Here is a 21,928-nt window from a genome sequence, read left to right as displayed (position 1 = left end):
TCCGAGTGTTTCTCGAGAAACCCCCGCCGGTCCGCCGGCGGGGGTTTTTTCTTGGCGCCGGCCCGGCGTTCCGGACCCGTCCGGGATTCCCCTGGGGATTCCAGCCGCTTGCCCGGCTTGAGCGACAACGTGCCCGAGCGTTCCGCGTCCTGGAGGCGACAGGGACAAGCGATTCACTTTTCCCGTGATTTATCCACAGGATCAGGGCTTGACCGGGTCGGACTCGCCCGAGAGTCCGCGCTTTGTTCCACGGACTCCGGGGAGTTACGCAGTTTAAGATCTAACCTGTTGAAAATGCTTGCAGTTATGATATCCACAAGCAGGTAAGCAACAAAGAATTCCCTGACTCCACAAGGCTTTGCTGCCGTCTCTTGCGCCCCTGTCCCAACGGCGCCGCCCATCTATTCCACCAACTTGTCCACAGGCCTCGCCAGATGCCCCCAGGGCCGAGCGCTTCGTCCACATTCCCAGCCATTGGCTTGTCGCCGGGAAGGTAGGAGGAGTTCTTGCTCCCCGTAGCTCATCACCAGATCGTCTTCGGGCCTTGGAGGCATCCGGGAGCCTGGACAGCTGCAAGGGCGGGATACCGTCTCTCGCGCCCCGGTCCCCTGTTGAGCGGGCCAGGGACGAAGCTCCCTGGGGAACAGCGCACGCAAAAAAGGCCGGAGGAATGACTTCCCCCGGCCCCGAGCGGTCCCTTGAGGGAACCGTGTGTCTTAGCGGCGCAGGCCGAGGCGACCGATCAGGGTCTCGTAGCGCTGCTGGCTCTTCTTCTTCGTGTAGTCGAGAAGGCCGCGGCGCTGGCCAACGAGCACGAGCAGGCCGCGCCGGGAGTGGAAGTCCTTCGGGTGGACCTTCATGTGCTCCGTCAGCGAGGTAATCCGCTCGGTGAGCAGGGCCACCTGGACTTCCGGCGAGCCGGTGTCGCCCGGGGCGGTGGCGTATTCCTGGATGAGCGCGGCGCGGCGCTCAGGAGTGATCATCGACATCGGGATATCCTAAGGTCGGGATTTCAGGGTCACCCGCGGGCGAGCCAGCGTTCGGGGCGGAGAAGCCCTTCCCCCAGGCGGCACAATCCCATCAGGCGCTCCCCCGACAGCACGCGGACCAGGCCCCCATCGGGGTTGGCCGCCTGCGGAACCCGGCCCATGAAATCGACCAGGGAGAGTTCCTGGCCGAAGGAGAGCCGGGCGGCCTCGGCTTCGGTGACGGCCAGTGCCGGGATGTCGTCCAGCGCGGTCGTCACCGGCAGCAGAAGCGCCGGGGAAGGGGGCGGGGTATCGCCCGTGACAATCAGGCTGTCCAGCGGAATCGCCGCCTCCTCTCGGAAGGGTCCGACCCGCAGGCGGCGCAGGGCCGCGATATGCCCCACCGTTCCCGCCGCCCGCGCCAGGTCCCGGGCGAGGGAGCGCATGTACACGCCCTTGCCGGACTGCACGTGGAACACGGCCGTGTCGTCGTCGATGCGCTCCACCAGCTCGAAGCGGTCCACCCGGGCAGGGCGGGGCTGCAGCTCCACCGCCTGGCCCTCGCGCGCCAGGTCGTAGGCGCGCTCCCCGTTCACCTTGATGGCGGAGTAGATGGGCGGAACCTGCATGATGTCGCCGCGGAAGGCCGGCAGGGCGGCCTCGATCTGCTCGTTCGTCGGGCGATAATCGGAGGTGGCGATGGTGTTCCCGTCGGCATCGTCGGAATCCCGTTCGTCGCCCATCTTCAGGGTGAAGCGGTACACCTTCGTGCTGTCCATCACGTAGGGCACGGCCTTCGTGGCGGCGCCGAAGGCGATGGGCAGGATGCCGGTCGCCAGCGGATCCAGCGTGCCGCCATGGCCGACCTTCTGGGCGTCGAAGGCGCGCTTGAGCTTCGTGACCACGTCCGTGGAGCCCATGCCCGTGGGCTTGTCCACGATCAGCCAGCCGTCCAGGGGCTTTCCCTTGGGCTTGCGGTTCTGCCGGCCCCGATGCCCGTTCTGCCCTGCCATGCGCGGCCTGCCTTCTTCGCTCAGACCGTCATTCGCGCGGTCAATCCATGCCTTCCCGGTCCGGTGCGGGCGGGAAGGGCGGCCGTCTAGCACCGGGCAGGGGCGGGCGGGAATGGCCCCAGGGGGAGGGAGAAGGAATTCTCCCTCCGCCGGGAACCCCCACCCTCATCTTTTTCCGGGGAGCTGCCGCGGAATGCGGGGCTGGCGGTTCGCCGAGGGTCATCGACCCTCGGCGTGCAACAGGGTTCTCTGAAACCAACTCGAAGAAGATGATGGGGTCCAGGAGGAAGTATTCTTTCTTCCCCCTGGCCTGGGCAGACGCGAAGCGCTTGTCCCGGGGTTCCGGGGGCGGAGCCCCCGAGCTGCCGCTACCCCGCGGCCAGCACCGCTTCCACGATCTCCTGCACCTCCAGCGCCTCGCGCAGGGTGGCCAGGGTATGGGGCTCGCCGCGGGTCATGGCGATCACCTTGTCCATCTGGCCGCGCAGGACCATCGGGCGCATCCGTTCGTTCGGGATGGCGTCGGGGGCAGTGGCCCAGCCCTCCGGGCCCTCGCGCTCGGCGATGGACCAGTCGCGCAGGCGGATGGCGCCGGCGGGGCCGCGCAAGGTCCAGGCGTTGGTGTCGTCGCGGTCGGTGGTGCCGACGTCCCCGCGCAGTGTCACGGGGATGCCGCCGGCGGTGAGGCGGGCCTCCACGGCGGTCTCGGAGCGGTCTTCGCCGGGGTAGGTGGCGCGGGCGGATTCCAGGGTCAGGGGGCCGAGCAGGCGGCGGGTGAGGAAGAGGAAGTGGGAGACCACCTCCCGCGTGAAGCCGCCCTCGGCGCGGCGGGAGAGCCAGGAGGCGGCGTCGTGCTGCCAGGGGCGGGGCCAGATGGCGAAGGCGACCTCGATGGAGAGGGAGTCCGGGGCGCCGACGGCGCCGGCCTCCATCCAGGCACGGAGTTGGGCCACGGCGGGGGAGGAGGCCATGGGAAAGTTCACCCCGGCGCGCGCCCCTTCCGCCTCAGCGCGGGCGACGAAGGCGCGGGCGGCTTCCGTGTCGTGGGAGAGGGGCTTTTCCAGCAGCACGGAGCGGCCGGCGGCCAGCGCCGCGCCGGCGAGCGGGAGGTGGGCGGCGGGCGGGGCAGCCACGTAGAGGCAGTCGCAGCCCGCGATCACGGCCTTCGCGCTCTCCAGCATTGGCAGAGTGGGAGCGATCGCGGAGAGACGGGTGGCGGCTTCCGGCGAAGGGTCCCAGACGCCGCTCAGCCGCAGCGGGGCGCCGTGGTGGTCCAGGGCCGCGCGCAGAAGGCGCTCGCCCATGATGCCGAAGCCGACGATGCCGAGTTTGACGGTGTCGGGATGCTCGGAAGCCAAGATGCCTGTGCCCCTGTGCGTGAGGCGGCGGAAGATGACCTCCGGCCCGGCCGCGCGCCAGTCCCTCAGCCCGGCAGGCAGGCGCGCAGCGTGCCGAGCTTCTCCGGGTTCCGCATCACATAGACCGCGACGATGCGGCCCTCCACGATCTCCAGCGTGGTGGCCTGGGGGAGGCCATCCGCCTCCAGCGTCACGAAGCCGGGCAGGCCGTTCAGGCGGCCGAGATGCAGCAGGGCGGAGGGGGGCGGCACCTTGCGGGACAGGCCGGCGAAGAATCGGCCGACCTTGTCGGCGCCGAAGATGAGGTTGCGGGCGGCCGGACGGATGCCGCCGCCATCGGTGTGCAGCACCACGTCCTTAGCCAGCAGGGTCCGCAGCGCGTCCTCCTGCCCATCCCGCGCGGCGTCCATGAAGGCGCGGGCGATGCGGCGGGCCTCCTCATCGGTCACGGATTGCCGGGGTTCGGGCTCGCCCAGATGGGTGCGGGCGCGGCTGGCCAGCTGGCGGCAGGCGGCCTCGCTGCGCTGGAGCAGGGCGGCGATCTCGGCGAAGGGCGTCTCGAACAGGTCGTGCAGGATGAAGACGGCCCGCTCCGCCGGGGAAAGCCGCTGCAAGGTGAGGAGGAAGGCGACGGAGATGTCCTGCGCCCTCTCATGCGCGGACTGCTGCGGCGCCTCCTCCGTTACCAGGAGAGGTTCCGGCAGCCAGGGGCCGACATAGCTCTCCCGCCGGTGGCGGGCCGATTTCAGGTGGTCCAGGCTCAGCCGCGCCGTGGCCTTCAGCAGCCAGGCACGGGGCAGCTCGATCCTCGCCCGGTCCGCGGCGTTCCAGCGCAGGAAGGCCTCCTGCGCGATGTCCTCCGCGGTGGCGAGGGAGCCGGTCATGCGGTAGGCGAGCCCGATCAGCTCCCGCCGCAGCGGCGCGAAGTGCTCGGCCGCGTCGGGCCCGCCCGACATCTCAGGCGGCCTTCGGCAGCACGCCGGGGACGCTGCGGAAGGCGATGGCCAGCCGGTTCCAGGCGTTGATCGTGGCGATCAGCATCGTCAGCTTCACGATCTCCTCCTCGGTGAAATGGGCCCCCAGCGCCTCGTAGTCCTCGTCCGGCGCGTGGGTCTGGGAAACCAAGGTCAGCGCCTCCGTCCAGGCCAGGGCCGCGCGCTCCCGGTCCGTGTAGAGCGGCGCCTCCCGCCAGGCGTCCAGCAGGAAGAGGCGGGCCGGGCTCTCCCCGGCCTTCATGGCATCCCTCGTGTGCATGTCGATGCAGAAGGCACAGCCGTTGATCTGGGAGGCGCGGGTCTTCACCAGTTCGATCAGCCCGTGCTCCAGCCCGCTGGTGGCGACGGCGCGTTCCAGTCCCATCATGGCCCCCAGCAGCTTCGGGGCGGTCGCGTAGTAGTCGAGGCGAGGCGTCATGGCGCTCTGTCCTTTCAGGTGTTCGCCGATAGGACGAGGCGGCCCCCGCCGGTGTGACAGCCCCGCCGCATTTTTCCGGCCGCCACGCTTCCGCCGCAGGACGGCGCTGACTCTGCCACGGGCGCCGCGCTAGGTTGCGTCCGGGCCTCGGGGGAGGCCCGAGGGGGTTTCCGATCGTGTCCGCCATCCTTCTGCGGCTGTTCCTGCTCGCGGTGGCGGGCGGGGCGCTCTCCGCCTGTGGCAGCACCCGCGGCCCGATCGCGGCCGGCTACGGCTACGAGGCGAGCAGCGGCTACCAGTCCTGCGTGCCCTATGCCCGCGCCCGCTCCGGCATCGACCTGCGCGGCGACGGGTGGCAGTGGTGGGAGGCCGCCGCCGGCCGCTACGACCGCGGGCAGACCCCCCGCCCCGGCGCGGTGCTGGTTCTCCAGCGCACCTCCCGGCTGCGGGACGGCCACGTGGCCGTGGTGGCCCGGGTGATGGGACCGCGCGAGATCCGGGTGGACCACGCCAACTGGGCCTCGGGCGGGCTGAAGGGCCGCGTGGCGCGCGACCAGGCGGTGGTCGATGTCTCCGAGCGCAACGACTGGTCGGCGGTGCGGGTGTGGTACCCGCCGGCCAATGTGGTGGGGAATACGGTGTTTCCGGCCTACGGCTTCATCCTGCCGTATCGGAGCTGGGCCTCGGCGGAGTAGCGGGGGCGGCCCCCGGGGGAAATTCCTTTTTCCTCTGCCGGCAGCGCAACGTGACAGATGAAGGAACCGTCATCCGCCCATTGCGTCCGGGGCCTGCATGGCCCATGTCCCCTCACGGATTTCCACAGGGCTGGGGCGGGCCGGTTTACCCCGGGAATGCGTGGCCCTAGTCTCCAACCTGGAACGTGGCAGGGCTTCCGGCCCGGCACATAAGGATCTACGGGGCGTCACATGGGTTCGTTCAGCATCTGGCACTGGATCGTCGTGCTGCTCGTCGTGCTGCTGCTCTTCGGCAGCGGCAAGATCAGCGGTTTGATGGGTGACCTCGCCACCGGCATCAAGTCCTTCAAGAAGAACATCAAGGAGGACGAGCCCGACGCCTCCATGGCGGACAGCACCGTCGTGCCGCCCGCCGGCAACCTGCCCCCGCCGACCGTGGGCACGGCCGCCGACCCGCACCGCACCACCGTCCGCCAGCCGCCGACGGTCTGAACCCCTTCATTGCGGGCTGAAGCTGCGCCGGCCCCAGGGTATTCCCCTGGCGGCCGGCGCATTGCTGTCGAGGAGGCGCGTGTGCCCGAACCCATTCCGCAGGCCGCGATCGAGGCCATCGTCTCCGCCGGGCGGCGGATGGCGGAACGCAACTGGGTGCCGGCGACGGCGGGGAACATCTCCGTCCGGCTTCCCGGAGGGCGGGTGGCGATCACCCGATCCGGCTTCCACAAGGCGCAGCTGGACGCGGGCGCGGTGATGGCCGTGGACATGGGGGGCGCGCCGGAGAATCCGGCCCTTCGTCCCTCCGCCGAGACGGGGCTGCACTGCGGCGCCTACCGCACCTTCCCCGATGTGGGCGCGGTGGTGCACGGCCATTCCATCGCCAACACGGTCCTTTCCCGCCGGGCCGGGGATTCCATCCGGCTTGAGGGCTACGAGCTGCTGAAGGCCTTTCCGGGCCTGGCCACGCACGAGGCCGCGGTCGAGATCCCGGTGCTGGACAACGACCAGGATATCCCCCGCCTGCAGCGCGCCGTGGAGGCCCGCTGGGGGAACATGGCCGCTCCGATCCTTCCCGGGTATTTGATCCGTGGCCACGGTATCTATGTATGGGGCCCCGACATGGAAGCCGCGCTGGCCCGCCTGGAGGGGCTGGAATTCATGCTGGCCTGCGAGCTGGCCAACCTTTCGATCAACCGGTAGCCGGGAGGTTCCGCCCATGAGCCGCCTTGTCGTCCACGACGCCACCACCAACGCCGTTCTGCAGGACACGGCGGACGCCGCGGAGATCGCGGAGACCCTGTCCGCCATCGGCGTGCGCTTCGAGCGCTGGCCGGTCGCCGACCTGCCGGAGGGCGCGGAGCCGGAGACGGTGCTGGCCGCCTATCGCCCCCGCCTGGACGCCTTCATGGGCGAGACGGGCGCCGGCACGGCCGACGTGATCCGGCTGACGGCGGACAACCCGCAGATCGACGCCATCCGCCAGAAGTTCCTCTCCGAGCACCTGCACACGGAGGACGAGGTCCGCTTCTTCCACGAGGGCGCGGGGAACTTCATCCTGCATGTCGGCGGCAAGGTGTACGACGCCCATTGCACGCGGGGCGACCTGATCTCCGTGCCCGCGAACACGCACCACTGGTTCGACGCCGGCACGACCCCGAACGTGACGGCGCTGCGCATCTTCACGGACACCACGGGCTGGACGCCGCACTACACGGGCACCGACATGTCGGAGCGCTTCCCGGCCAAGTTCGGCTGATGCCCGTCCGCGCCGTCGTCTGCGATATCGAGGGCACGACCAGCGCCATCGCCTTCGTGAAGGAGACCCTGTTCCCCTTCGCGGAGCAGGCGCTGGACGGCTTCCTGGCCGAACACGGCGGAGAGCCGGAGGTGGTGGCCATCCTCGACGAGACCTGCGCCCTGGCCCCGGGCCAGGAGCCGGCCGAGGCGTTGCGCGGCTGGATGGCGCGGGACGAGAAGGTGACGCCGCTGAAGGCGTTGCAGGGCATGATCTGGCGCCAGGGTTTCGAGTCCGGGGCGCTGCGCGGGCATCTCTGGCCGGATGTGGCGGGTTGCCTGCGCGCCTGGGCCGCCGCCGGGATCGCGCTGCGGATCTATTCCTCCGGCTCGGTGGAGGCGCAGCGGCTTCTCTTCGGGCATTCGGAGGCGGGGGACCTGACGCCCCTGCTCTCGGGCTTCGACGACACCCGCACCGGCCCGAAGCGCGAGGCCGCCTCCTACGCCGCCATCGCACAGGCGGCCGGGCTGCCGTCCGCGGAAATGCTCTTCCTCTCCGACGTGGTGGAGGAGTTGGATGCCGCGGCGGCGGCGGGGATGAAGGCCTGCCAGCTCGTCCGCCCGGCGGACGGCACGGTCGCCGGCACCCGCCACCCGACCTGCGCCACCTTTCCCGAAGTGGCCGTCCGCTTCGGCCTGCCCGCCCCGGACGAGCCGCCCACGGGCTGAGGCAGGTGCGAACCTGTCATCCTGCCGCGCTGGCAGCCCGCCGCGCGCGGGGCTAGAGCGGAGACGCCCCGGCCGAATCGGCCGCCGGCGCGAACCGCCGCTGCACGACCACCGCCCGGCCGCCGGGGAATACGCCCATGATGACCACCTACGCCCTCCGCAACGGCGCCTGCGACGTGCATGGCGGGCTGGACACGGCCGAATCCATCGCCGCGGCGACCTGGATCGACCTGCTGAACCCGACCCCCGAGGAAGAACGGGCCGTGCAGGAGGCGCTGCACATCGAGGTGCCGACCCGCGAGGAGATGCAGGAGATCGAGAGCTCCTCGCGCCTCTATAAGGAAGGCGAGGTCCTCTTCCTCACCGCATCCTTCCTCTATGGTGCGGAGGAGGGGGAGTTCGGTTCCACCCCCATCACCTTCGTGCTCGCCCCCACCGCGCTCGTCACCGTGCGCTACGCGACGCCCAAGGCCTTCTCCGTCTTCGCCGTGCGCGCCCAGCGCCAGGCGCTGCCCATCCTGCGCACGGCGGACGGCGTGATGCTGCACCTGTTCGAGCAGATCGTGGACCGGCTGGCCGACATCCTCGAGCGGACCGCGAGCGAGATGGACCGCGCGAGCCAGACCACCTTCCGCAACGCGCGCAACATGCAGGTGAAGGCGAACAAGCGCGACGTGGACCTGCGCCAGGCGCTGCTGACCCTCGGCCAGGTGGGAGACGTGACGACGCGCGCGAGCGACACGCTGCTCGGCCTCACGCGCATCCTCACCTTCCTTGGGGCGGAGAAGGCGAATGCTGTCCGCAAGGAGAACCAGGTGATGATCAAGACCCTGGTGCGCGATGTGCGGTCCCTGATCGACTACGCGAACACGATGAACGGCAAGGCGCAGTTCCTACTGGATGCCGTGCTGGGCATCATCAGCATGGACCAGAACGGCATCATCAAGACCTTTACCGTGGCCTCCGTCGCGCTGATGCCGCCGACGCTGGTCGCCAGCATCTACGGCATGAACTTCGAGTTCATGCCGGAGCTGAAATGGGAGCTGGGCTATCCCTGGGCGCTGCTGCTGATGGTGGCGAGCGCGCTTCTGCCGATCGTGTACTTCAAGCGGAAGGGGTGGCTTTAGGGTCGCCCTGCTTCTTCGCTGACGGTGCGCCTCGGTCGATGACCCGAGGCGACTGCAAGGGCAGGATTAGGTCCCCAAACCGAAATCCCGTGCCAAGGCCCGGCGCGGCGGCGGCCAGACGGGGTTCCAGGGGCTTCAGGCCCTTGGCGGGAGAGGGCAGCGCCCTCTCTACGGCAACCGAGCACCCATTCTTGTGATTTCTTATGACGGATTCGTGGCCCTAGCCTTTGTAGATGATGCCGAGCCCGGCCTATTCCCAACCTCGGGGGCAGTGCCTGGCGCGGGCCACGAGAGGTGCCGATGCATACACGAAAGCGCGTTCTGGTCACGGGTGGGGCCGGGTTCCTCGGTTCCCATCTCTGCGAAAGGCTCCTGGAACGCGGCGACCACGTTCTCTGCCTCGATAACTACTTCACCGGCACGCGGGACAACATCGCGCACCTGCTGCAGAATCCCTATTTCGAGGTGATCCGGCACGACATCACCTTCCCGATCTTTGTGGAGGTGGACCAGATCTTCAACCTGGCCTGTCCGGCCTCCCCCGTGCACTACCAGCACGACCCCGTGCAGACGACGAAGACGAGCGTGCACGGCGCGATCAACGTGCTCGGCCTCGCCAAGCGCCTGCGCGTGCCGGTGTTCCAGGCCTCCACCAGCGAGGTCTATGGCGACCCTTCCGTGCATCCGCAGCCCGAGGCCTACTGGGGCAACGTGAACCCGATCGGCCTGCGTTCCTGCTACGACGAGGGCAAACGCTGCGCGGAGACGCTGTTCTTCGACTACCACCGCCAGCATAACCTGCAGATCAAGGTGGCGCGGATCTTCAACACCTACGGCCCGCGCATGCACCCGAATGACGGGCGCGTCGTCTCCAACTTCATCGTGCAGGCGCTGCGGGGCGAGTCCATCACGGTCTATGGTGAGGGGCGGCAGACCCGCTCCTTCTGCTACGTCTCGGACCTGATTGAAGGCTTCGTCCGCCTGATGGAATCCGGCCCCGACGTGACCGGCCCCATCAACCTCGGCAATCCCGAGGAGTTCAGCATCCGCGAACTGGCTGAAATGGTGCTGGCGGAGGTGGGCGGGCCGAGCCGCCTCGTCTTCCGGCCCCTGCCCAGCGACGATCCCCGCCAGCGCCGCCCGGATATCGACCGCGCGAAGGACCTTCTGGGCTGGGAGCCCCGCGTGCGCCTGAAGGAAGGACTGCGCGCGACGATCGCCTACTTCGAGGAGGAACTGCGCCGGCACACGGTGATGCAGAACCTGGCTTAGGCCGGCCTTCCGGCTTAATCGGAGAAGCCGATCAGCATACCCCACACCGCGTCCTCCAGGAGGACGACGCGGTGCGGGGCCGCCTTGTGGTCGACGCGGTACTAGAGCGTCGTGGACGAGCTGCTCGCCATGGGCGTGGTCGTGGTCTGGTCGGTCTGGGCGCCCCCATCGGGCCGCGCGGGGGCGAGCTGCGGGATGTCGCCGAGCGGCTTGGAGACCATCGCCTCGAAGGTGCCCTTGCTGTCGATGGACGAACCGCTGGTCCAGCGACCCTCGGGCACCGCGCCATCCGCGGCGTGGACGAAGTAGCCGTAGGCGAACTCGTTCTTCTGCTGCGTCTCCGGGAAGCTGTTGGGGATGGGCAGCTGCATCGCAGGACCACCCAGCTCCTCGATGACGGCGAGCCACTGGTTCTGGTGCATCGTGTCGCGCGCAATGAGGAAGGACAGCATGTCCTTCATGCCCGCATCATCGGTCATGTTGTAGAGGCGCACGGCCACCGCACGGCCCGTCGCCTCAGCGGCGACGTTGGAATACATGTCAGCGGCGATGTTGCCGCTGGCATAGACGTGGCTGGCGTTGAAGGGCACGCCGTTGGAGTCCTCCGGCGTGGCGCCCAGGCCGGTCGAGAGGATGTGGCGCAGGTTCATGCCGCTCAGCACGGCGCCCGCGACCGGGTCCTTCGACATCTCCTCCTGGAAGGAGAGCGGCGCGCCCTCAAGGTTCAGCGCGACGGCGGTGGAGAGCATTTCGATATGCCCGATCTCCTCCGTGCCGGTGTTCAGCAGCATGTCACGGTACTTCATCGGGCCGCGCGAGCCCCAGGACTGGAAGAGATACTGCATCATCACGCGGATCTCGCCCTCCACGCCGCCGATCGCCTGCTGCAGGGCACGTGCGAAGACGGGGTTCGGGGTATCGACGCGGACAGGGTACTGCAGGCGCGGGTCAGCAAGAAACATAGAAGGCTCCTGGTCTCGAGGGGGATCCCGGTCCTGGCAGGCGCAGGGCCGAGCTATGGCTTTCCGTCCGGCCACGCTTCCCTCCCCGCGGCGCCGCGGGAGAGAAGGCGCGGCTGTGTGGCCGGCTCCGTGCGGCGCGTGGGGAAGGCGCACCGCTGCGCGACGACGCGGAGAGGATGGAGAGAGGCAGGCACGGTCATGCGGAAGGCGGTGCAAGCCGCCCAGGACTGACTGCACCGTGCGACCGCTCCGCTCTCCACGTCGTGCGGGCATTACGGGGTGTGCGCCCGGGGATGTCGCTAACCTTTGACGCGCAGCACGGCGTTGCGCGCGGCATCACGCAAACATGAGTTTTGGCCGGCAATGTAGGTCGCCGATCCGCCACTCTGATTGATGCATGTTAAGCGACATCGGCGAACATCCTTGTCCCACACTTAAAACAACGCGATGACAGCGCACGCCCCAACGCTCGGCCAGCAGCGGCGTTCTCGATGCTCCGGTTCCCCGCGGGACCGGAGGGTATGGGCATGCGCGGCACGGCAACGCCGCGCCACAGGATGCCTGCCCCGGCCCCTCTCCCACGGATGGAAGACAGCAGTCCATGCAGCAGAGCTATCAAGACCTCTACCTGACCGGCCTGGTGAACGCGCGCGCGCTGGAGACCCAGGCGATCGAGCTCCTCACCCGTCAGGTCGAGCGCATCGAGAGCTACCCCGAGATCGCCGACGCCCTGCGCCGCCACGCCGCCGAGAGCGAACAGCAGCGCGTGCGCCTGGACACCATCCTGGAATCGCTCGGCAGCTCCAACTCCGCTATCAAGGACTTCGTGACGGGGCTGATGGGCAACATGGCCGCCCTGGCCCACGCGCCGATGCAGGACGAGATCCTGAAGAACACGCTGGCCAACTACGCCTTCGAGCACTTCGAGATCGCGTCCTATAAGTCCCTCCTCGTGCTCGCCGACCTCGCCGGCGACGCCTCCGCCCCCACCGCCCTGCGGCAGTCCCTGCAGGAGGAGGAGCGCATGGCGCAGTGGTGCGCGGATACGCTGGAGCCGACCGTGCGCAAGTTCGCCACGCTGGCGGCGCAGGGGGCCCAGGCCGGGATCTGATCGGGTCCGGTCTGGCGACCCCAGGGGAGGAGAGAAGGAATTCTCCCCTCCCCTGGAACCTTACCCTCATCTTTTTCTGGGGGCTGCCGCGGGATGCTGAACTGTCGGTTCGCCTCGGGTCGATGACCCGAGGCGCGGGACATGTCTGCTTGCGCTAACCTGATCGAAGAGCCTGCGGCGCTGCCCTCGGATCATCGTATCCGCGGCAGACCGCTGCAGATCCAGGTTGGACCTATAGGTTCAACCAGGCTCCTGGCAGGGGTTCCAGGGGGCGGCGCCCCCTGGGGGCGACCACCTACCCCGCCACCGTCTCGTCCAGCGGCACGCCCTGCGCCCGTTCGCCGCTCTCGGCGAAGACATGGCCGCCGCGGATAGACAGCCGGCAGCTCTCGCCCCTGGCGAAGGTCTCGTCGGGCTGGGCGAGCGCGTCCAGCATGACATCGCCCGCCTGCACGATCAGCCGTGCAGGCCCGTCGCCCTCGGTCCGGCACAGGCGCACGGTGGCCGCGCCGCTGCCATGGCGGGCGACGATCTCGGAGGGGCGCAGGAAGGCAATGGCGGGGCCATCCGGTAGCGCCACCTGCAGCGGCGGGACGGGCAGCGGGTCGAAATGCGCCGCGCCGTTCTGCACCCGGCAGGGCAGGCGCGCCGCCTCGCCGACGAAGCCGGCGACGAAGGCACTGGCGGGGTTGCGCAGCAGCGCCCCCACCGTGTCCAGCTGCATGATGCGGCCGCTCTCCATCACCGCGATCCGGTCGGCCATCTCCATCGCCTCCTCCTGGTCGTGGGTGACGAGGATGGTGGTGATGCCAAGGCTGTCGTGCAGGCCGCGCACCCAGCGCCGGACGTCCTTGCGCACCAGCGCGTCGAGTGCGCCGAAGGGTTCGTCCAGCAGTAGCAGGCGGGGCTCGATCGCCAGCGCGCGGGCCAGCGCCACGCGCTGCCTCTGCCCGCCGGAAATCTGGTCGGGATAGCGCCGTTCCAGTTCCGGCACCTGCACCAGCTCCAGCAGCCGGCGCACGCGGGCGGCGATCTCGGCGGAGGAGGGGCGCTGCCGCCGCACGCGCAGGCCGAAGGCGACGTTGTCGAACACGGTCATGTGGCGGAACAGCGCGTAGTGCTGGAACACCACGCCGATATTGCGCTCCCGCGCCGGCACGCCCGTCATGTCCCGTCCGGCGATGTGGACAGTGCCGGAATCCGATCCCTCCAGCCCCGCAAGGACGCGCAGCAGGGTGGTCTTGCCGGAGCCGGATGGGCCGAGGAGCGCCAGGAACTCCCCCTCGCGGACGGAGAGGGAAACGCCCTTCAGCGCGTCGGTGCTGCCGAAGCGGCGGACGATGTCCTGGACGTCGACGCTCATGCGAGGTTCCCGTTCCGGCCGGAGAGGCGTTCCAGCCCCGTTTTCGCGACCAGCGTCACCAGCCCGAGCAGGGCGAGCAGTGCCGCCACCGCAAAGGCTCCCGCGAACTGGTACTCGTTGTAAAGGATCTCAACGTGCAGCGGCATCGTGTTCGTCTCGCCCCGGATATGGCCGGAGACGACGGACACCGCGCCGAATTCCCCCATCGCGCGGGCGTTGCAGAGCAGCACGCCGGCCAGCAGCCCCCATTTCACGTTCGGCAGCGTGACCATGAGGAAGGTGCGCAGCCCGCCGGCGCCGAGCGTGGCCGCCGCCTCCTCCTCGTCCCGCCCCTGCTCCTGCATCAGGGGCAGCACGGTGCGCGCGACGAAGGGGAAGGTGACGAAGAGGGTGGCGAGCACGAGGCCGGGCAGGGCGAAGATGACCTGGATGTCGCGCGCCTGCAGCCAGGGGCCGAGCCAGCCCTGCGCGCCGAAGATGAGGACGAAGACCAGCCCCGCGATGACGGGGGAGACGGAGAAGGGCAGGTCGATCAGCGTGGTCAGCACCCGCTTGCCCGGGAAGTCGAACTTGGCGATGCACCAGGCGGCGGCCAGCCCGCCCACCAGGTTCACCGGCACCGTCACCAGCGCGACGAGGAGGGTGAGGCGGATGGCGGCCAGCGTGTCCGGCTCCGCGATGGCGTCCAGCGCCACGGGCAGGCCGCGGCGCAGCGCCTCCACGAAAACCGCGAGGAGCGGCAGCGCCAGCATCACCAGCGCCACCAGCACCGCCGCCACGGCGAGCAGGCGGCGGATCCAGGGGCGGTCCTGCCAGGCCGGCTGAAAGCGCTCGGGGCGGATGGTGCCGTCGCTCATAGCCGCCCCCGGCGCAGGCGGCGCTGCAGCAGGTTGACCGCCAGCAGCACGACGAAGGAGAGCGCGAGCATGGCCAGACCCACCGCCGCCGCCCCGGCATAGTCGAACTGCTCCAGCCGGATCACGATCAGCAGGGGCGCGATCTCCGTCACCATCGGCATGTTGCCTGCGATGAAGATGACGCTGCCGTACTCCCCCACCGCGCGGGCGAAGGCGAGGGCGAAGCCCGTCAGCAGGGTGGGCAGCAGCGCTGGCAGCACCACCCGCCACAGCGTCTGCGCGCGGCTGGCGCCGAGGGTCGCCGCCGCTTCCTCCGCGTCCAGCGGCATGTCGCGCAGCACGGGTTCCAGCGTGCGGGCGATGAAGGGCAAGCCGACGAACATCAGGGCGAAGACGATGCCCGCCTGGCTGAAGGCCACCTTCCAGCCGAACATCGCCATGAGAGGCGCGCCGAGCCACCCGTTCGGCGCCGTCAGCGCCGTCAGCGCGATGCCGGCCACGGCGGTGGGAAGGGCGAAGGGCAGGTCCAGCGCCGCGTCCAGCGCGCCACGGCCGGGGAAGCGCAGCCGCACGATGGCCCAGGCCAGCAGCAGTCCCAGCGGCAGGTCGATGGCCGCCGCCAGGAAGGCCGCGCCGAAGGAGAGGCGGAGCGCCGCCAGCACCCGCTCATCCGTCAGCGATTCCCACAGGCCCAGCGGCCCCAGTTCCAGCGGCCGCAGCACGAGCGCGAGGAGCGGGATCAGCACGATGCTCCCGGCCCAGAGCAGGGTGATTCCGAGGCTGGTGCGGAAGCCGGGGACGGCGCGGATCGGCGCCGCCCTTCCCCGGGCAGGGTCGATCGCCGCGGCGGAGGCGCTCATCGCGCCGCCCGCGCGATGCGGTCGAAGACGCCGCCGTCGTTGAAATGCGTCGTCTGCGCCTTCGCCCAGCCGCCGAAGAGCGGGTCGTCGATGGCGACGAGGTCGAGCTTCGGGAAACGGGCCGCATTCGCCTCCAGCAGCGCGGCGTCGCGCGGGCGGTAGAAGTGCTTCGCCGCCAGCGCCTGCCCCTCCGGCTCATAGAGGCCGCGGAGGTAGGCCTCCGCCACCGCGCGGGTGCCGCGCCGGTCGACGTTCCTGTCCACCACGGCCACCGAGGGCTCCGCAAGCACGGAGAGGCTGGGGTGCACGATTTCGAAGTTGCCGGCGCCGAATTCCTGCATCGCCAGATGCGCCTCGTTCTCCCAGGCCAGCAGCACGTCGCCCAGCCCGCGCTGGGCGAAGGTGGTGGTGGAGCCCCGCGCGCCCGTGTCCAGCACGGGCACGTTGCGGAACAGCTTCACCATCTCCGCCTCCGTCCCCGCCTCCGTGGCGCCGGGCCGGCGCATCAGCCAGGCCCAGGCGGCCAGGTAGTTCCAGCGCGCGCCGCCCGAGGTCTTGGGATTGGGCGTGATCACGGCAGTGCCGGGCTTCATCAGGTCGCCCCAGTCACGGACCGCCTTCGGGTTCCCCTTCTTCACCAGGAACACGATGGTGCTGGTATAGGGCGCGCTGTTGTTCGGCAGGCGCTTGATCCAGTCCGCCGCGATCAGCCCGCGCGCGGCGATCTCGTCCACGTCATAGGCGAGGGCGAGGGTGACGACGTCGGCCTGCAGCCCGTCGATCACCGAGCGGGCCTGCCGGCCGGAACCGCCATGCGAGGTGTTCACCCGCACCGCCTCCCCGCCCTGCGCGCGCCACCGGGCCGCGAAGCCCGTGTTGTACTCCCGGTAGAATTCCCGCGTGGGGTCGTAGGAGACGTTCAGCAGGGTGTTTGCCCCCTGGGCCATGGCGGGGCGCACGGCACCGCCGGCGAAGGCGGCCAGTAGCAGGCCACGGCGGGTGGCAGTGGTGGAAAGGCCCTTGTTCATCGGCTCGTCTCCTTGCGGGAGGGCGGAATGCGGACAGAACGCCCGGAGAGGCCCGGCGATGGTACGGCGCTCTCCTGAAAGCTGGCCGGCAAAAGTACTGGAGAGAGGAGAATTTTACCCGCTTGTCGTCCCCCCTGATCCAAGACCCATGAAGCGACTAGGAATTCCGGCCACGGTTCACGGGCATTTCCGCGATGGCCTCGCCGCGATCGGCCGGGAGCGACGGTTCGTTGTCAGCCTCCTGGGCAGCCGCCTGCCCGCAGATAGCCCGGCGAGAGTTCGCAAGCATCCCCGCCGATACCCGAAGGCACTACCCGGCGTTCTAGCCCGGCCTGCACGCTGCTCTGGGGCCCATGCCGGGTTGAGCGGACTGATCCCTGCCGATCTCCTCCCCAAGGCGCCGGTCATCCTTTCAGGTTCGTCCTTGCGGTTTTTGTACGGCGGAGGAAGCCGTTCGGGACCGGTAGCAGATCGATGTCCGCACCCTCCCCTCCAAAGCCGGCGCGGACGTCCGTCACAATCAGCCATGTGCTGCCCGCCCGTCAGGGGCGGGGAGGCAACCGCCGAGGTCGCGGTTTAGACCGGCGCCCCCCCTGCCGGATCGAAAGCACCGGCCGGATTGCCGACCCGAAGGTCGACATAGGGTACACGATTCGGAGGTGGTGCGCGGCTTCGGCCCGGGCGATTCGGCAGGTGGGCTTCGTTCAGTGGGAAGCCGGTATGAACCCGTGAAAAATTTGCACCTACGTCCGCCCCGGGCCGCTGCAGCACCTCATGTTCCGGCAGGCATTCCTACGCCTTCGCCTCAATTATGGGTCTCTTGAGGCCGGAGAGGACGGTTGCCCGCTACTCTGCCGTTCTATTCCGTTATACATTAATCAAAATTTGGTCGATCTGGATGAAAAATCCTGATCTTGCTTCCGCCGCGCTGCCGACACGGAATCCTGCCACACATGGAACGAATGGCCCCGGGCCAGCCAACGTCGATCGCTGGCCGCCACGAGTTGCTGATTGCGGCCGCGGCCGCGGCCCGCGGCGAGAGCCTGGACGTGATGCTGGGAGAGGACATCCTCCTCCACCTCAAGCCCTTTCCGGAAAACCTGCTGGTGAACAGCCGCTTCGGCGGGAGGTGGGGCAGCGAACGGCGGATCGCGCTTCCTGCCGGCGCAGGGCGGGCGGACTTGGCCCTGTCCGTAGAACTGGCCGAGGGAAGGGCGAGCTTCCTCTCGGGCGAGGCCCTGTTGCTCGAGGTCCCGCTCGCGCAGCCGCTGGCGGGGGCGCGGCTGCTGGTGTCCGACAACATCCTGAAGGTGGGCGGGGACGGAGCCCCGGGCGGCGTCCTGCACGGGCAGATCGGCCTGGCCGATGCCCAGCACGTTTCGGGCCTGGTGCAGCTCGCGCCGGGGGAGGAGGCGGCGGCAATCGAGTTCCGTGCGGACGGGCGGCCCCTCTCCCGGCTGGAGATCGCCCCCGGCGGGACCTCCGGCGGCGCCCGCCGCTTCGGCATTCCCCATCCCTGGGAGGCCCTCGTCTATGAGGGAATGTGGGTGGAGATGCGGCACGGGGGCGCGGTGCTGGACGCGGTGCCCCTACGGTCCCGCTACTTCGGCGCCGTCGAGCACTGCTCGGACCGCAGCGTCAGCGGCTGGGCGCGCAACCCCGCCATGCCGGCCGCCCCGCTGGTAGTGGACATCTACGTGAACGGCCGGTTCCGGGGCTCCGCCCGCGCGAACGGGGCGCGTCCCGGCATGCCCCAGGACGGGGCCGGCTTCCACTTCCGCTTTCCCGAACCCATCCTCCTGCCGGAAAGCCAGGAGGCGCGCGTCTCGGTCCGGGTCGGGGACACGGATCTGGAACTGACGAACAGTCCGTGGTGGATCTGCCGCCCCGTTACCTATACCGGCCCGCTTCCGGCGGGGGCATAGGTCGTGAGGATCTGCATCGCGTCCCCGGACATCGTCGGGCCGATCAACAACGGCGGCGTCGGCACGGCCTGCACGGCGCTCGCCCAGTTCCTGGCGGCCGAGGGCCACAAGGTCACGCTCTTCTACACCTCCACCTTCTTCGAGCGGGGCGACCGGGAGGCCTGGGCCGCGGCCTATGCGCGGCAGGGCATCACCATGATGTTCCTCGAGAGCGACGGCCTGCCCGCCGTGCACCGCACTCCCAGCGTCTATGACGAGGACAACCTCGCCCGCTCCTACCACGTGTACCGGCAGCTGAAGGACACGGCTTTCGATGTCATCCACTTCGTGGACTACATCGGCCTCGGCTACTTCACCGCCCTCGCGCGCTCCCAGGGCCTCGCGCTGCGGGGAACCGCGCTGACGGTCACCGCGCACTCGCCCACCCTCTGGTCGCGCCTGTCCAACCTGCGGACGGTGGACGACATCACCTACATGATCCGGGACCGGATGGAGCGGCGCCTGATCGCCCTCTGCGACCGGGTGATCAGCCCCAGCCGCTACATGCTGCGCTGGCTGCAGGAGAACGGCTTCACCCTCCCCGCGCGGCAGCACGTGATCCCCAACCTCATGCCGCGGCGCCTCGTCCAGGCCGGGCCGGCGCCGGAGGATGCCGCGTCCTCGGCCATCGGGGAGATCGTCTTCTTCGGCCGCATCGAGCCGCGCAAGGGCCTGCTCGTCTTCTGCGACGCCATCGACCGAATCCGGGACCGGCTGCCGCCCGGTCTGCGAATCACCTTCCTCGGCAAGACGGGCGCGGACTACCTGCCCGCCAGCATCGAGGCACGCACCGCCCGCTGGGGGCATGAGGTGCAGGTGCTGGACGACCTGGATACCTTCCAGGCGAACGACTACCTGCGCGCGCCGGGGCGCCTGGCGGTGCTCGCCGCCCTCTCCGACAACTCCCCCTATACGGTGCTGGAGTGCCTCTCCAACGGCATCCCCTTCATCGCCTCCGATGTCGGCGGCGTGGCGGAACTGATCGCGCCGGAGAGCCAGGACCGGGTGCTCTTCCAGCCGGATCCCGCCGCCCTGGCGGAACGGCTGGAGGCCGCGCTCGCCGCCCCTCCCGGCGGCTTCGGCCCGGCAGAATCCGCGGTGCGGAAGGAGGAGACGGAGGATGCCTTCCGCCGCCTCCACGCCGAGATCGCGGCCGGGCTGTCGCGCCCCGCGCGCGCCCCCAGCACCCGCGCGGCGACGGTCAGCGCCCTCGTCCTCCACTACGAGCGGCCGGCGGGGCTGGCTCAGGCCCTGGCCGGGCTGGCCGCACAGACCCGGGCGCCGGACGAGATCATCGTCATCGACAATGGCAGCCGCACGCCCGCGGCGGTGGAGTTCCTGACGGCGCTGGAGGCGGAGGGCCGGCCCGGCCTGCGGATCCTTCGCATGGGCGAGAACGCCTACGAGCCCGCCGCGCGCAACGCCGGCGCCTACGCCGCCACCGGTCAGTGGCTGCTGCACATGGACGACGACAACATCCCCAAGCCCGAGGAGGTGGAGACCTTCCTCCGCGCCGCGGAGACGGGCGGGGCCGACCTGCTGACCTGCTTCAACGACCACTTCACCGGCGAGGCCCCGCCGGCGAGCGAGGCAGAGGCGGTGAAGCGCTTCATCGTCATGGGCGATTTTGGCCCGCTCGGCCTCGTCGTGAACGGCTACGGGGACCTGAACTGCTTCGTCCGCCGCGACCTGTTCCTGGAAATCGGCGGTTTCGTCGTGGACGGGCGCTTCAACCACGCCGAGGACTGGCGCTTCTTCGCGAAGGCATGGTCGCGCGGGCTGAAGCTGGACGTCGTGCCGGAGGCGCTGATCTGGTACCGCGCGGGAGAGGGCAGCTGGGGCGGCAACTGGCGCAAGCGGGACCGGGCCGGCGCGCTCATGCGGGCCGCGCAGACCTATCTCTCCGTTGCCCCGCCGGAGCTCCGCCCCTTCCTTCTCCTCTCCCAGGGCCTGTTCTGGAAGGCGCTGGAGGCGGAGAACGGCCGGCGTTCCCAGACGGCGGAGCTCACCACCCTGCGGCGCCAGGCCGCGCAGTTGACGGAGCGCTCGGCCCTGCTCGCGCTGGAGAACGAGAGGCTGCGCCAGCGGCTGGTCCAGGTGGGCGGCTTCGTGGAGCACCTGGCGGAGGAGTACCTGCCGCCCGACCCGGACCTGCAGCGCGGGGTCGCCTTCATCCGGCGTTTGGGACAGAAATACGCGGATTGACGACACGACCGGGGAACACGTCCAGCAGTATGCCCGAAACCGCGCGAGAGCTTCCGACCACCCTTGTGGAGCGGATGTCGGAGTTCCGCCTCAAGCCGGGCGAGCACCGCTACCGGATCGAGGGGGAGGTTCTGCCGATCGATGTCTATGCGCGCCTGGTCGGCCCCGACCAGCCGCTGATCGTCTTCGGCCAGGGCATGGTCAAGCGCGACGAGGTCGCCCTTCCCCGCTTCCAGCGCCTCGACTGGGTGAGGCACTTCCCGGAAAACGTCATGATCCTCAGCGACCCCACGCTGGGCATCGACCCCGAGCTCGGGCTGGGCTGGCTGCTCGGCACGGATGAGCACTACGTGCTGCCCCGTATCGTCGAACTGGTGGAGCGGGCGAGGGACGGGATCGGCCTGCAGAACCGGCAGGTTCTGTTCTACGGCAGTTCCGCCGGGGGCTTCGGCTCGCTCATGCTCGCCTCGCGGCTGCAAGGGAGCTCCGCCTTCGTCAACAACCCGCAGACCGACGTGCTGCAGTTCCGGCGCGGCGGCGTGGCGCGCCTGCTGCGCACCGCCTTCGGCGGCATCGCGCCGGCGGAGGCCGCGAGGCGCTTCGGCACGCGCTTCTCCTTTGTCGAGGCGCTGCGGCAGGGCGCGACGATGCCCCGCACCTACTACCTGCAGAACATCCTCGATGCGGACCACTACGAGGACCAGATGCTGCCCCTGCTCTCCGCGCTGCGCGGTCTCGGTCGCTCGACCGGCGAGAGCGACCCTTCCGGCAGCCAGCTCCTGCTGGACCTCTATGTGGACGAGAAGAAGCTGCACAACCCGGTCGGGCTGCAGCGCATGCTATCCTGCATGAGCCAGGTCCGGCCCTGGATCTCCGGCGGAGGGCCGCCGGTACCGGCCGAAGCCAAGGGGCGCCGCCCCTTGAAACCCCGCCAGGAGCCTGAGACTCCTGGTCCTGCATGAGGCTGTCGCGCGACTGACTTGATATGCCAGCCCTTTGGATCGGGCTTGGTCCTGCACTTGCAATCCCCTCGGCTCCACGAGCCGGAGCGCACGGTCAGCGAAGTCCGACCAGCCATTTAAAGAAGATGATGGTGAGGGGTTCGGGGAGAGGAAGAATCCCTTCTTCTCTCCCCGAGACAGACCGTCGGCGCTGGCCTGGCTGGTGCTTTTCTTACTGTCGTCCGATGGAGCTGTACTGGAAGCCGCACTCGCGGAAGGCCTCGGGGTCCCATGCGTTGCGGAGGTCGAGGACGACGTTGCCCTTCATGGC

General features: G+C 69.5%; 21 protein-coding genes. 11 read left to right on the top strand and 10 right to left on the bottom strand.

The window, feature by feature from the left end; translation table 11 throughout:
• Positions 1-716: 716 nt before the first annotated feature.
• The 5 genes from rpsO to J5Y10_RS25725 all read right to left on the bottom strand — a co-directional run bounded on the left by rpsO (position 717) and on the right by J5Y10_RS25725 (position 4,752).
• Complete coding sequence (gene rpsO, locus J5Y10_RS25745; protein ID WP_209377003.1) at positions 717-989, bottom strand: 30S ribosomal protein S15; 273 nt, start codon at positions 987-989, stop codon at positions 717-719.
• 29 nt (positions 990-1,018) lie between these two features.
• Positions 1,019-1,981, bottom strand: a complete 963-nt coding sequence (gene truB / locus J5Y10_RS25740; protein WP_209377002.1) for a tRNA pseudouridine(55) synthase TruB — start codon at positions 1,979-1,981, stop codon at positions 1,019-1,021.
• Positions 1,982-2,349: 368 nt separating this feature from the next.
• On the bottom strand, positions 2,350-3,339 hold the full coding sequence (locus J5Y10_RS25735) for a Gfo/Idh/MocA family protein (protein ID WP_245215106.1): 990 nt from the start codon (positions 3,337-3,339) through the stop codon (positions 2,350-2,352).
• A gap of 65 nt (positions 3,340-3,404) precedes the next feature.
• Complete coding sequence (locus tag J5Y10_RS25730; RefSeq protein WP_209377001.1) at positions 3,405-4,295, bottom strand: sigma-70 family RNA polymerase sigma factor; 891 nt, start codon at positions 4,293-4,295, stop codon at positions 3,405-3,407.
• Position 4,296: 1 nt separating this feature from the next.
• On the bottom strand, positions 4,297-4,752 hold the full coding sequence (locus tag J5Y10_RS25725; protein ID WP_209377000.1) for a carboxymuconolactone decarboxylase family protein: 456 nt from the start codon (positions 4,750-4,752) through the stop codon (positions 4,297-4,299).
• A gap of 176 nt (positions 4,753-4,928) precedes the next feature.
• Here J5Y10_RS25725 and J5Y10_RS25720 point away from each other — a divergent pair, with 176 nt between their 5' ends.
• From J5Y10_RS25720 to J5Y10_RS25690, 7 genes are all read left to right on the top strand, one after another.
• Positions 4,929-5,447, top strand: coding sequence for a CHAP domain-containing protein (locus tag J5Y10_RS25720; protein WP_342453024.1), 519 nt, complete (start codon positions 4,929-4,931; stop codon positions 5,445-5,447).
• Between the two features lie 231 nt (positions 5,448-5,678).
• The gene (locus tag J5Y10_RS25715; protein WP_209376999.1) at positions 5,679-5,939 is read left to right on the top strand and encodes a twin-arginine translocase TatA/TatE family subunit; all 261 of its coding nucleotides are present in this window, start codon (positions 5,679-5,681) and stop codon (positions 5,937-5,939) included.
• Between the two features lie 81 nt (positions 5,940-6,020).
• Entirely contained in the window at positions 6,021-6,644 is a 624-nt protein-coding gene (locus tag J5Y10_RS25710) for a methylthioribulose 1-phosphate dehydratase (RefSeq protein WP_209376998.1), read from the top strand.
• A gap of 16 nt (positions 6,645-6,660) precedes the next feature.
• A complete protein-coding gene (locus tag J5Y10_RS25705; protein ID WP_209376997.1) occupies positions 6,661-7,200 on the top strand; it encodes a 1,2-dihydroxy-3-keto-5-methylthiopentene dioxygenase in 540 nt (179 codons plus the stop codon).
• On the top strand, positions 7,200-7,907 hold the full coding sequence (gene mtnC, locus J5Y10_RS25700; protein ID WP_209376996.1) for an acireductone synthase: 708 nt from the start codon (positions 7,200-7,202) through the stop codon (positions 7,905-7,907). Before J5Y10_RS25705 ends, mtnC begins: the two co-directional genes overlap by 1 nt.
• 137 nt (positions 7,908-8,044) lie before the next feature.
• Positions 8,045-9,034: a magnesium/cobalt transporter CorA gene (gene corA, locus J5Y10_RS25695; protein ID WP_209376995.1), complete on the top strand. Its 990-nt coding sequence runs from the start codon at positions 8,045-8,047 to the stop codon at positions 9,032-9,034.
• Positions 9,035-9,334: 300 nt separating this feature from the next.
• Positions 9,335-10,306, top strand: coding sequence for a UDP-glucuronic acid decarboxylase family protein (locus J5Y10_RS25690; RefSeq protein ID WP_209376994.1), 972 nt, complete (start codon positions 9,335-9,337; stop codon positions 10,304-10,306).
• Between the two features lie 101 nt (positions 10,307-10,407).
• Here the strand turns inward: J5Y10_RS25690 and J5Y10_RS25685 are convergent, their stop codons facing one another.
• On the bottom strand, positions 10,408-11,268 hold the full coding sequence (locus tag J5Y10_RS25685; RefSeq protein WP_209376993.1) for a manganese catalase family protein: 861 nt from the start codon (positions 11,266-11,268) through the stop codon (positions 10,408-10,410).
• 601 nt (positions 11,269-11,869) lie between these two features.
• On the opposite strand from J5Y10_RS25685, the gene J5Y10_RS25680 reads away from it, so the two are divergent.
• A complete protein-coding gene (locus J5Y10_RS25680; RefSeq protein ID WP_209376992.1) occupies positions 11,870-12,379 on the top strand; it encodes a ferritin-like domain-containing protein in 510 nt (169 codons plus the stop codon).
• Between the two features lie 295 nt (positions 12,380-12,674).
• Here J5Y10_RS25680 and J5Y10_RS25675 read toward each other — a convergent pair whose 3' ends face one another.
• The 4 genes from J5Y10_RS25675 to J5Y10_RS25660 are packed head-to-tail and all read right to left on the bottom strand — an operon-like array spanning position 12,675 to position 16,487.
• Positions 12,675-13,742 (bottom strand): sulfate/molybdate ABC transporter ATP-binding protein, encoded by a 1,068-nt coding sequence (locus J5Y10_RS25675; protein WP_209376991.1) that lies wholly within the window; start codon positions 13,740-13,742, stop codon positions 12,675-12,677.
• Positions 13,739-14,599, bottom strand: coding sequence for a sulfate ABC transporter permease subunit CysW (gene cysW / locus J5Y10_RS25670; RefSeq protein ID WP_209376990.1), 861 nt, complete (start codon positions 14,597-14,599; stop codon positions 13,739-13,741). Before cysW ends, J5Y10_RS25675 begins: the two co-directional genes overlap by 4 nt.
• Entirely contained in the window at positions 14,596-15,459 is an 864-nt protein-coding gene (cysT, locus tag J5Y10_RS25665; protein ID WP_209376989.1) for a sulfate ABC transporter permease subunit CysT, read from the bottom strand. Before cysT ends, cysW begins: the two co-directional genes overlap by 4 nt.
• On the bottom strand, positions 15,456-16,487 hold the full coding sequence (locus J5Y10_RS25660; protein WP_408901603.1) for a sulfate ABC transporter substrate-binding protein: 1,032 nt from the start codon (positions 16,485-16,487) through the stop codon (positions 15,456-15,458). The genes cysT and J5Y10_RS25660 overlap by 4 nt, the downstream gene beginning before the upstream one ends.
• A gap of 953 nt (positions 16,488-17,440) precedes the next feature.
• Here J5Y10_RS25660 and J5Y10_RS25655 point away from each other — a divergent pair.
• From J5Y10_RS25655 to J5Y10_RS25645, 3 genes are read left to right on the top strand one after another with little or no spacing between them, the layout of a single operon-like run.
• Positions 17,441-18,412 (top strand): hypothetical protein, encoded by a 972-nt coding sequence (locus J5Y10_RS25655; protein ID WP_209376988.1) that lies wholly within the window; start codon positions 17,441-17,443, stop codon positions 18,410-18,412.
• Positions 18,413-18,415: 3 nt separating this feature from the next.
• Positions 18,416-20,656: a glycosyltransferase gene (locus J5Y10_RS25650; protein ID WP_209376987.1), complete on the top strand. Its 2,241-nt coding sequence runs from the start codon at positions 18,416-18,418 to the stop codon at positions 20,654-20,656.
• 29 nt (positions 20,657-20,685) lie between these two features.
• On the top strand, positions 20,686-21,618 hold the full coding sequence (locus tag J5Y10_RS25645; protein WP_209376986.1) for a hypothetical protein: 933 nt from the start codon (positions 20,686-20,688) through the stop codon (positions 21,616-21,618).
• Positions 21,619-21,928: the final 310 nt, after the last annotated feature.

It is taken from the genome of Roseomonas indoligenes, from assembly GCF_017813365.1.
Classification (GTDB): domain Bacteria; phylum Pseudomonadota; class Alphaproteobacteria; order Acetobacterales; family Acetobacteraceae; genus Roseomonas; species Roseomonas indoligenes.
The sequence above is the reverse complement of the archived record's forward strand: the minus strand, read 5'-3'. Positions and strand labels throughout refer to the sequence as shown.

Coding starts and splice junctions, on each gene's coding strand:
- rpsO (WP_209377003.1), bottom strand. CDS start 989: ATGTCGATGATCACTCCTGAGCGCCGCGCCGCGCTCATCCAGGAATAC.
- truB (WP_209377002.1), bottom strand. CDS start 1,981: ATGGCAGGGCAGAACGGGCATCGGGGCCGGCAGAACCGCAAGCCCAAG.
- J5Y10_RS25730 (WP_209377001.1), bottom strand. CDS start 4,295: ATGTCGGGCGGGCCCGACGCGGCCGAGCACTTCGCGCCGCTGCGGCGG.
- J5Y10_RS25725 (WP_209377000.1), bottom strand. CDS start 4,752: ATGACGCCTCGCCTCGACTACTACGCGACCGCCCCGAAGCTGCTGGGG.
- J5Y10_RS25715 (WP_209376999.1), top strand. CDS start 5,679: ATGGGTTCGTTCAGCATCTGGCACTGGATCGTCGTGCTGCTCGTCGTG.
- J5Y10_RS25705 (WP_209376997.1), top strand. CDS start 6,661: ATGAGCCGCCTTGTCGTCCACGACGCCACCACCAACGCCGTTCTGCAG.
- mtnC (WP_209376996.1), top strand. CDS start 7,200: ATGCCCGTCCGCGCCGTCGTCTGCGATATCGAGGGCACGACCAGCGCC.
- corA (WP_209376995.1), top strand. CDS start 8,045: ATGATGACCACCTACGCCCTCCGCAACGGCGCCTGCGACGTGCATGGC.
- J5Y10_RS25690 (WP_209376994.1), top strand. CDS start 9,335: ATGCATACACGAAAGCGCGTTCTGGTCACGGGTGGGGCCGGGTTCCTC.
- J5Y10_RS25685 (WP_209376993.1), bottom strand. CDS start 11,268: ATGTTTCTTGCTGACCCGCGCCTGCAGTACCCTGTCCGCGTCGATACC.
- J5Y10_RS25680 (WP_209376992.1), top strand. CDS start 11,870: ATGCAGCAGAGCTATCAAGACCTCTACCTGACCGGCCTGGTGAACGCG.
- J5Y10_RS25675 (WP_209376991.1), bottom strand. CDS start 13,742: ATGAGCGTCGACGTCCAGGACATCGTCCGCCGCTTCGGCAGCACCGAC.
- cysW (WP_209376990.1), bottom strand. CDS start 14,599: ATGAGCGACGGCACCATCCGCCCCGAGCGCTTTCAGCCGGCCTGGCAG.
- cysT (WP_209376989.1), bottom strand. CDS start 15,459: ATGAGCGCCTCCGCCGCGGCGATCGACCCTGCCCGGGGAAGGGCGGCG.
- J5Y10_RS25660 (WP_408901603.1), bottom strand. CDS start 16,487: ATGAACAAGGGCCTTTCCACCACTGCCACCCGCCGTGGCCTGCTACTG.
- J5Y10_RS25655 (WP_209376988.1), top strand. CDS start 17,441: ATGGAACGAATGGCCCCGGGCCAGCCAACGTCGATCGCTGGCCGCCAC.
- J5Y10_RS25645 (WP_209376986.1), top strand. CDS start 20,686: ATGCCCGAAACCGCGCGAGAGCTTCCGACCACCCTTGTGGAGCGGATG.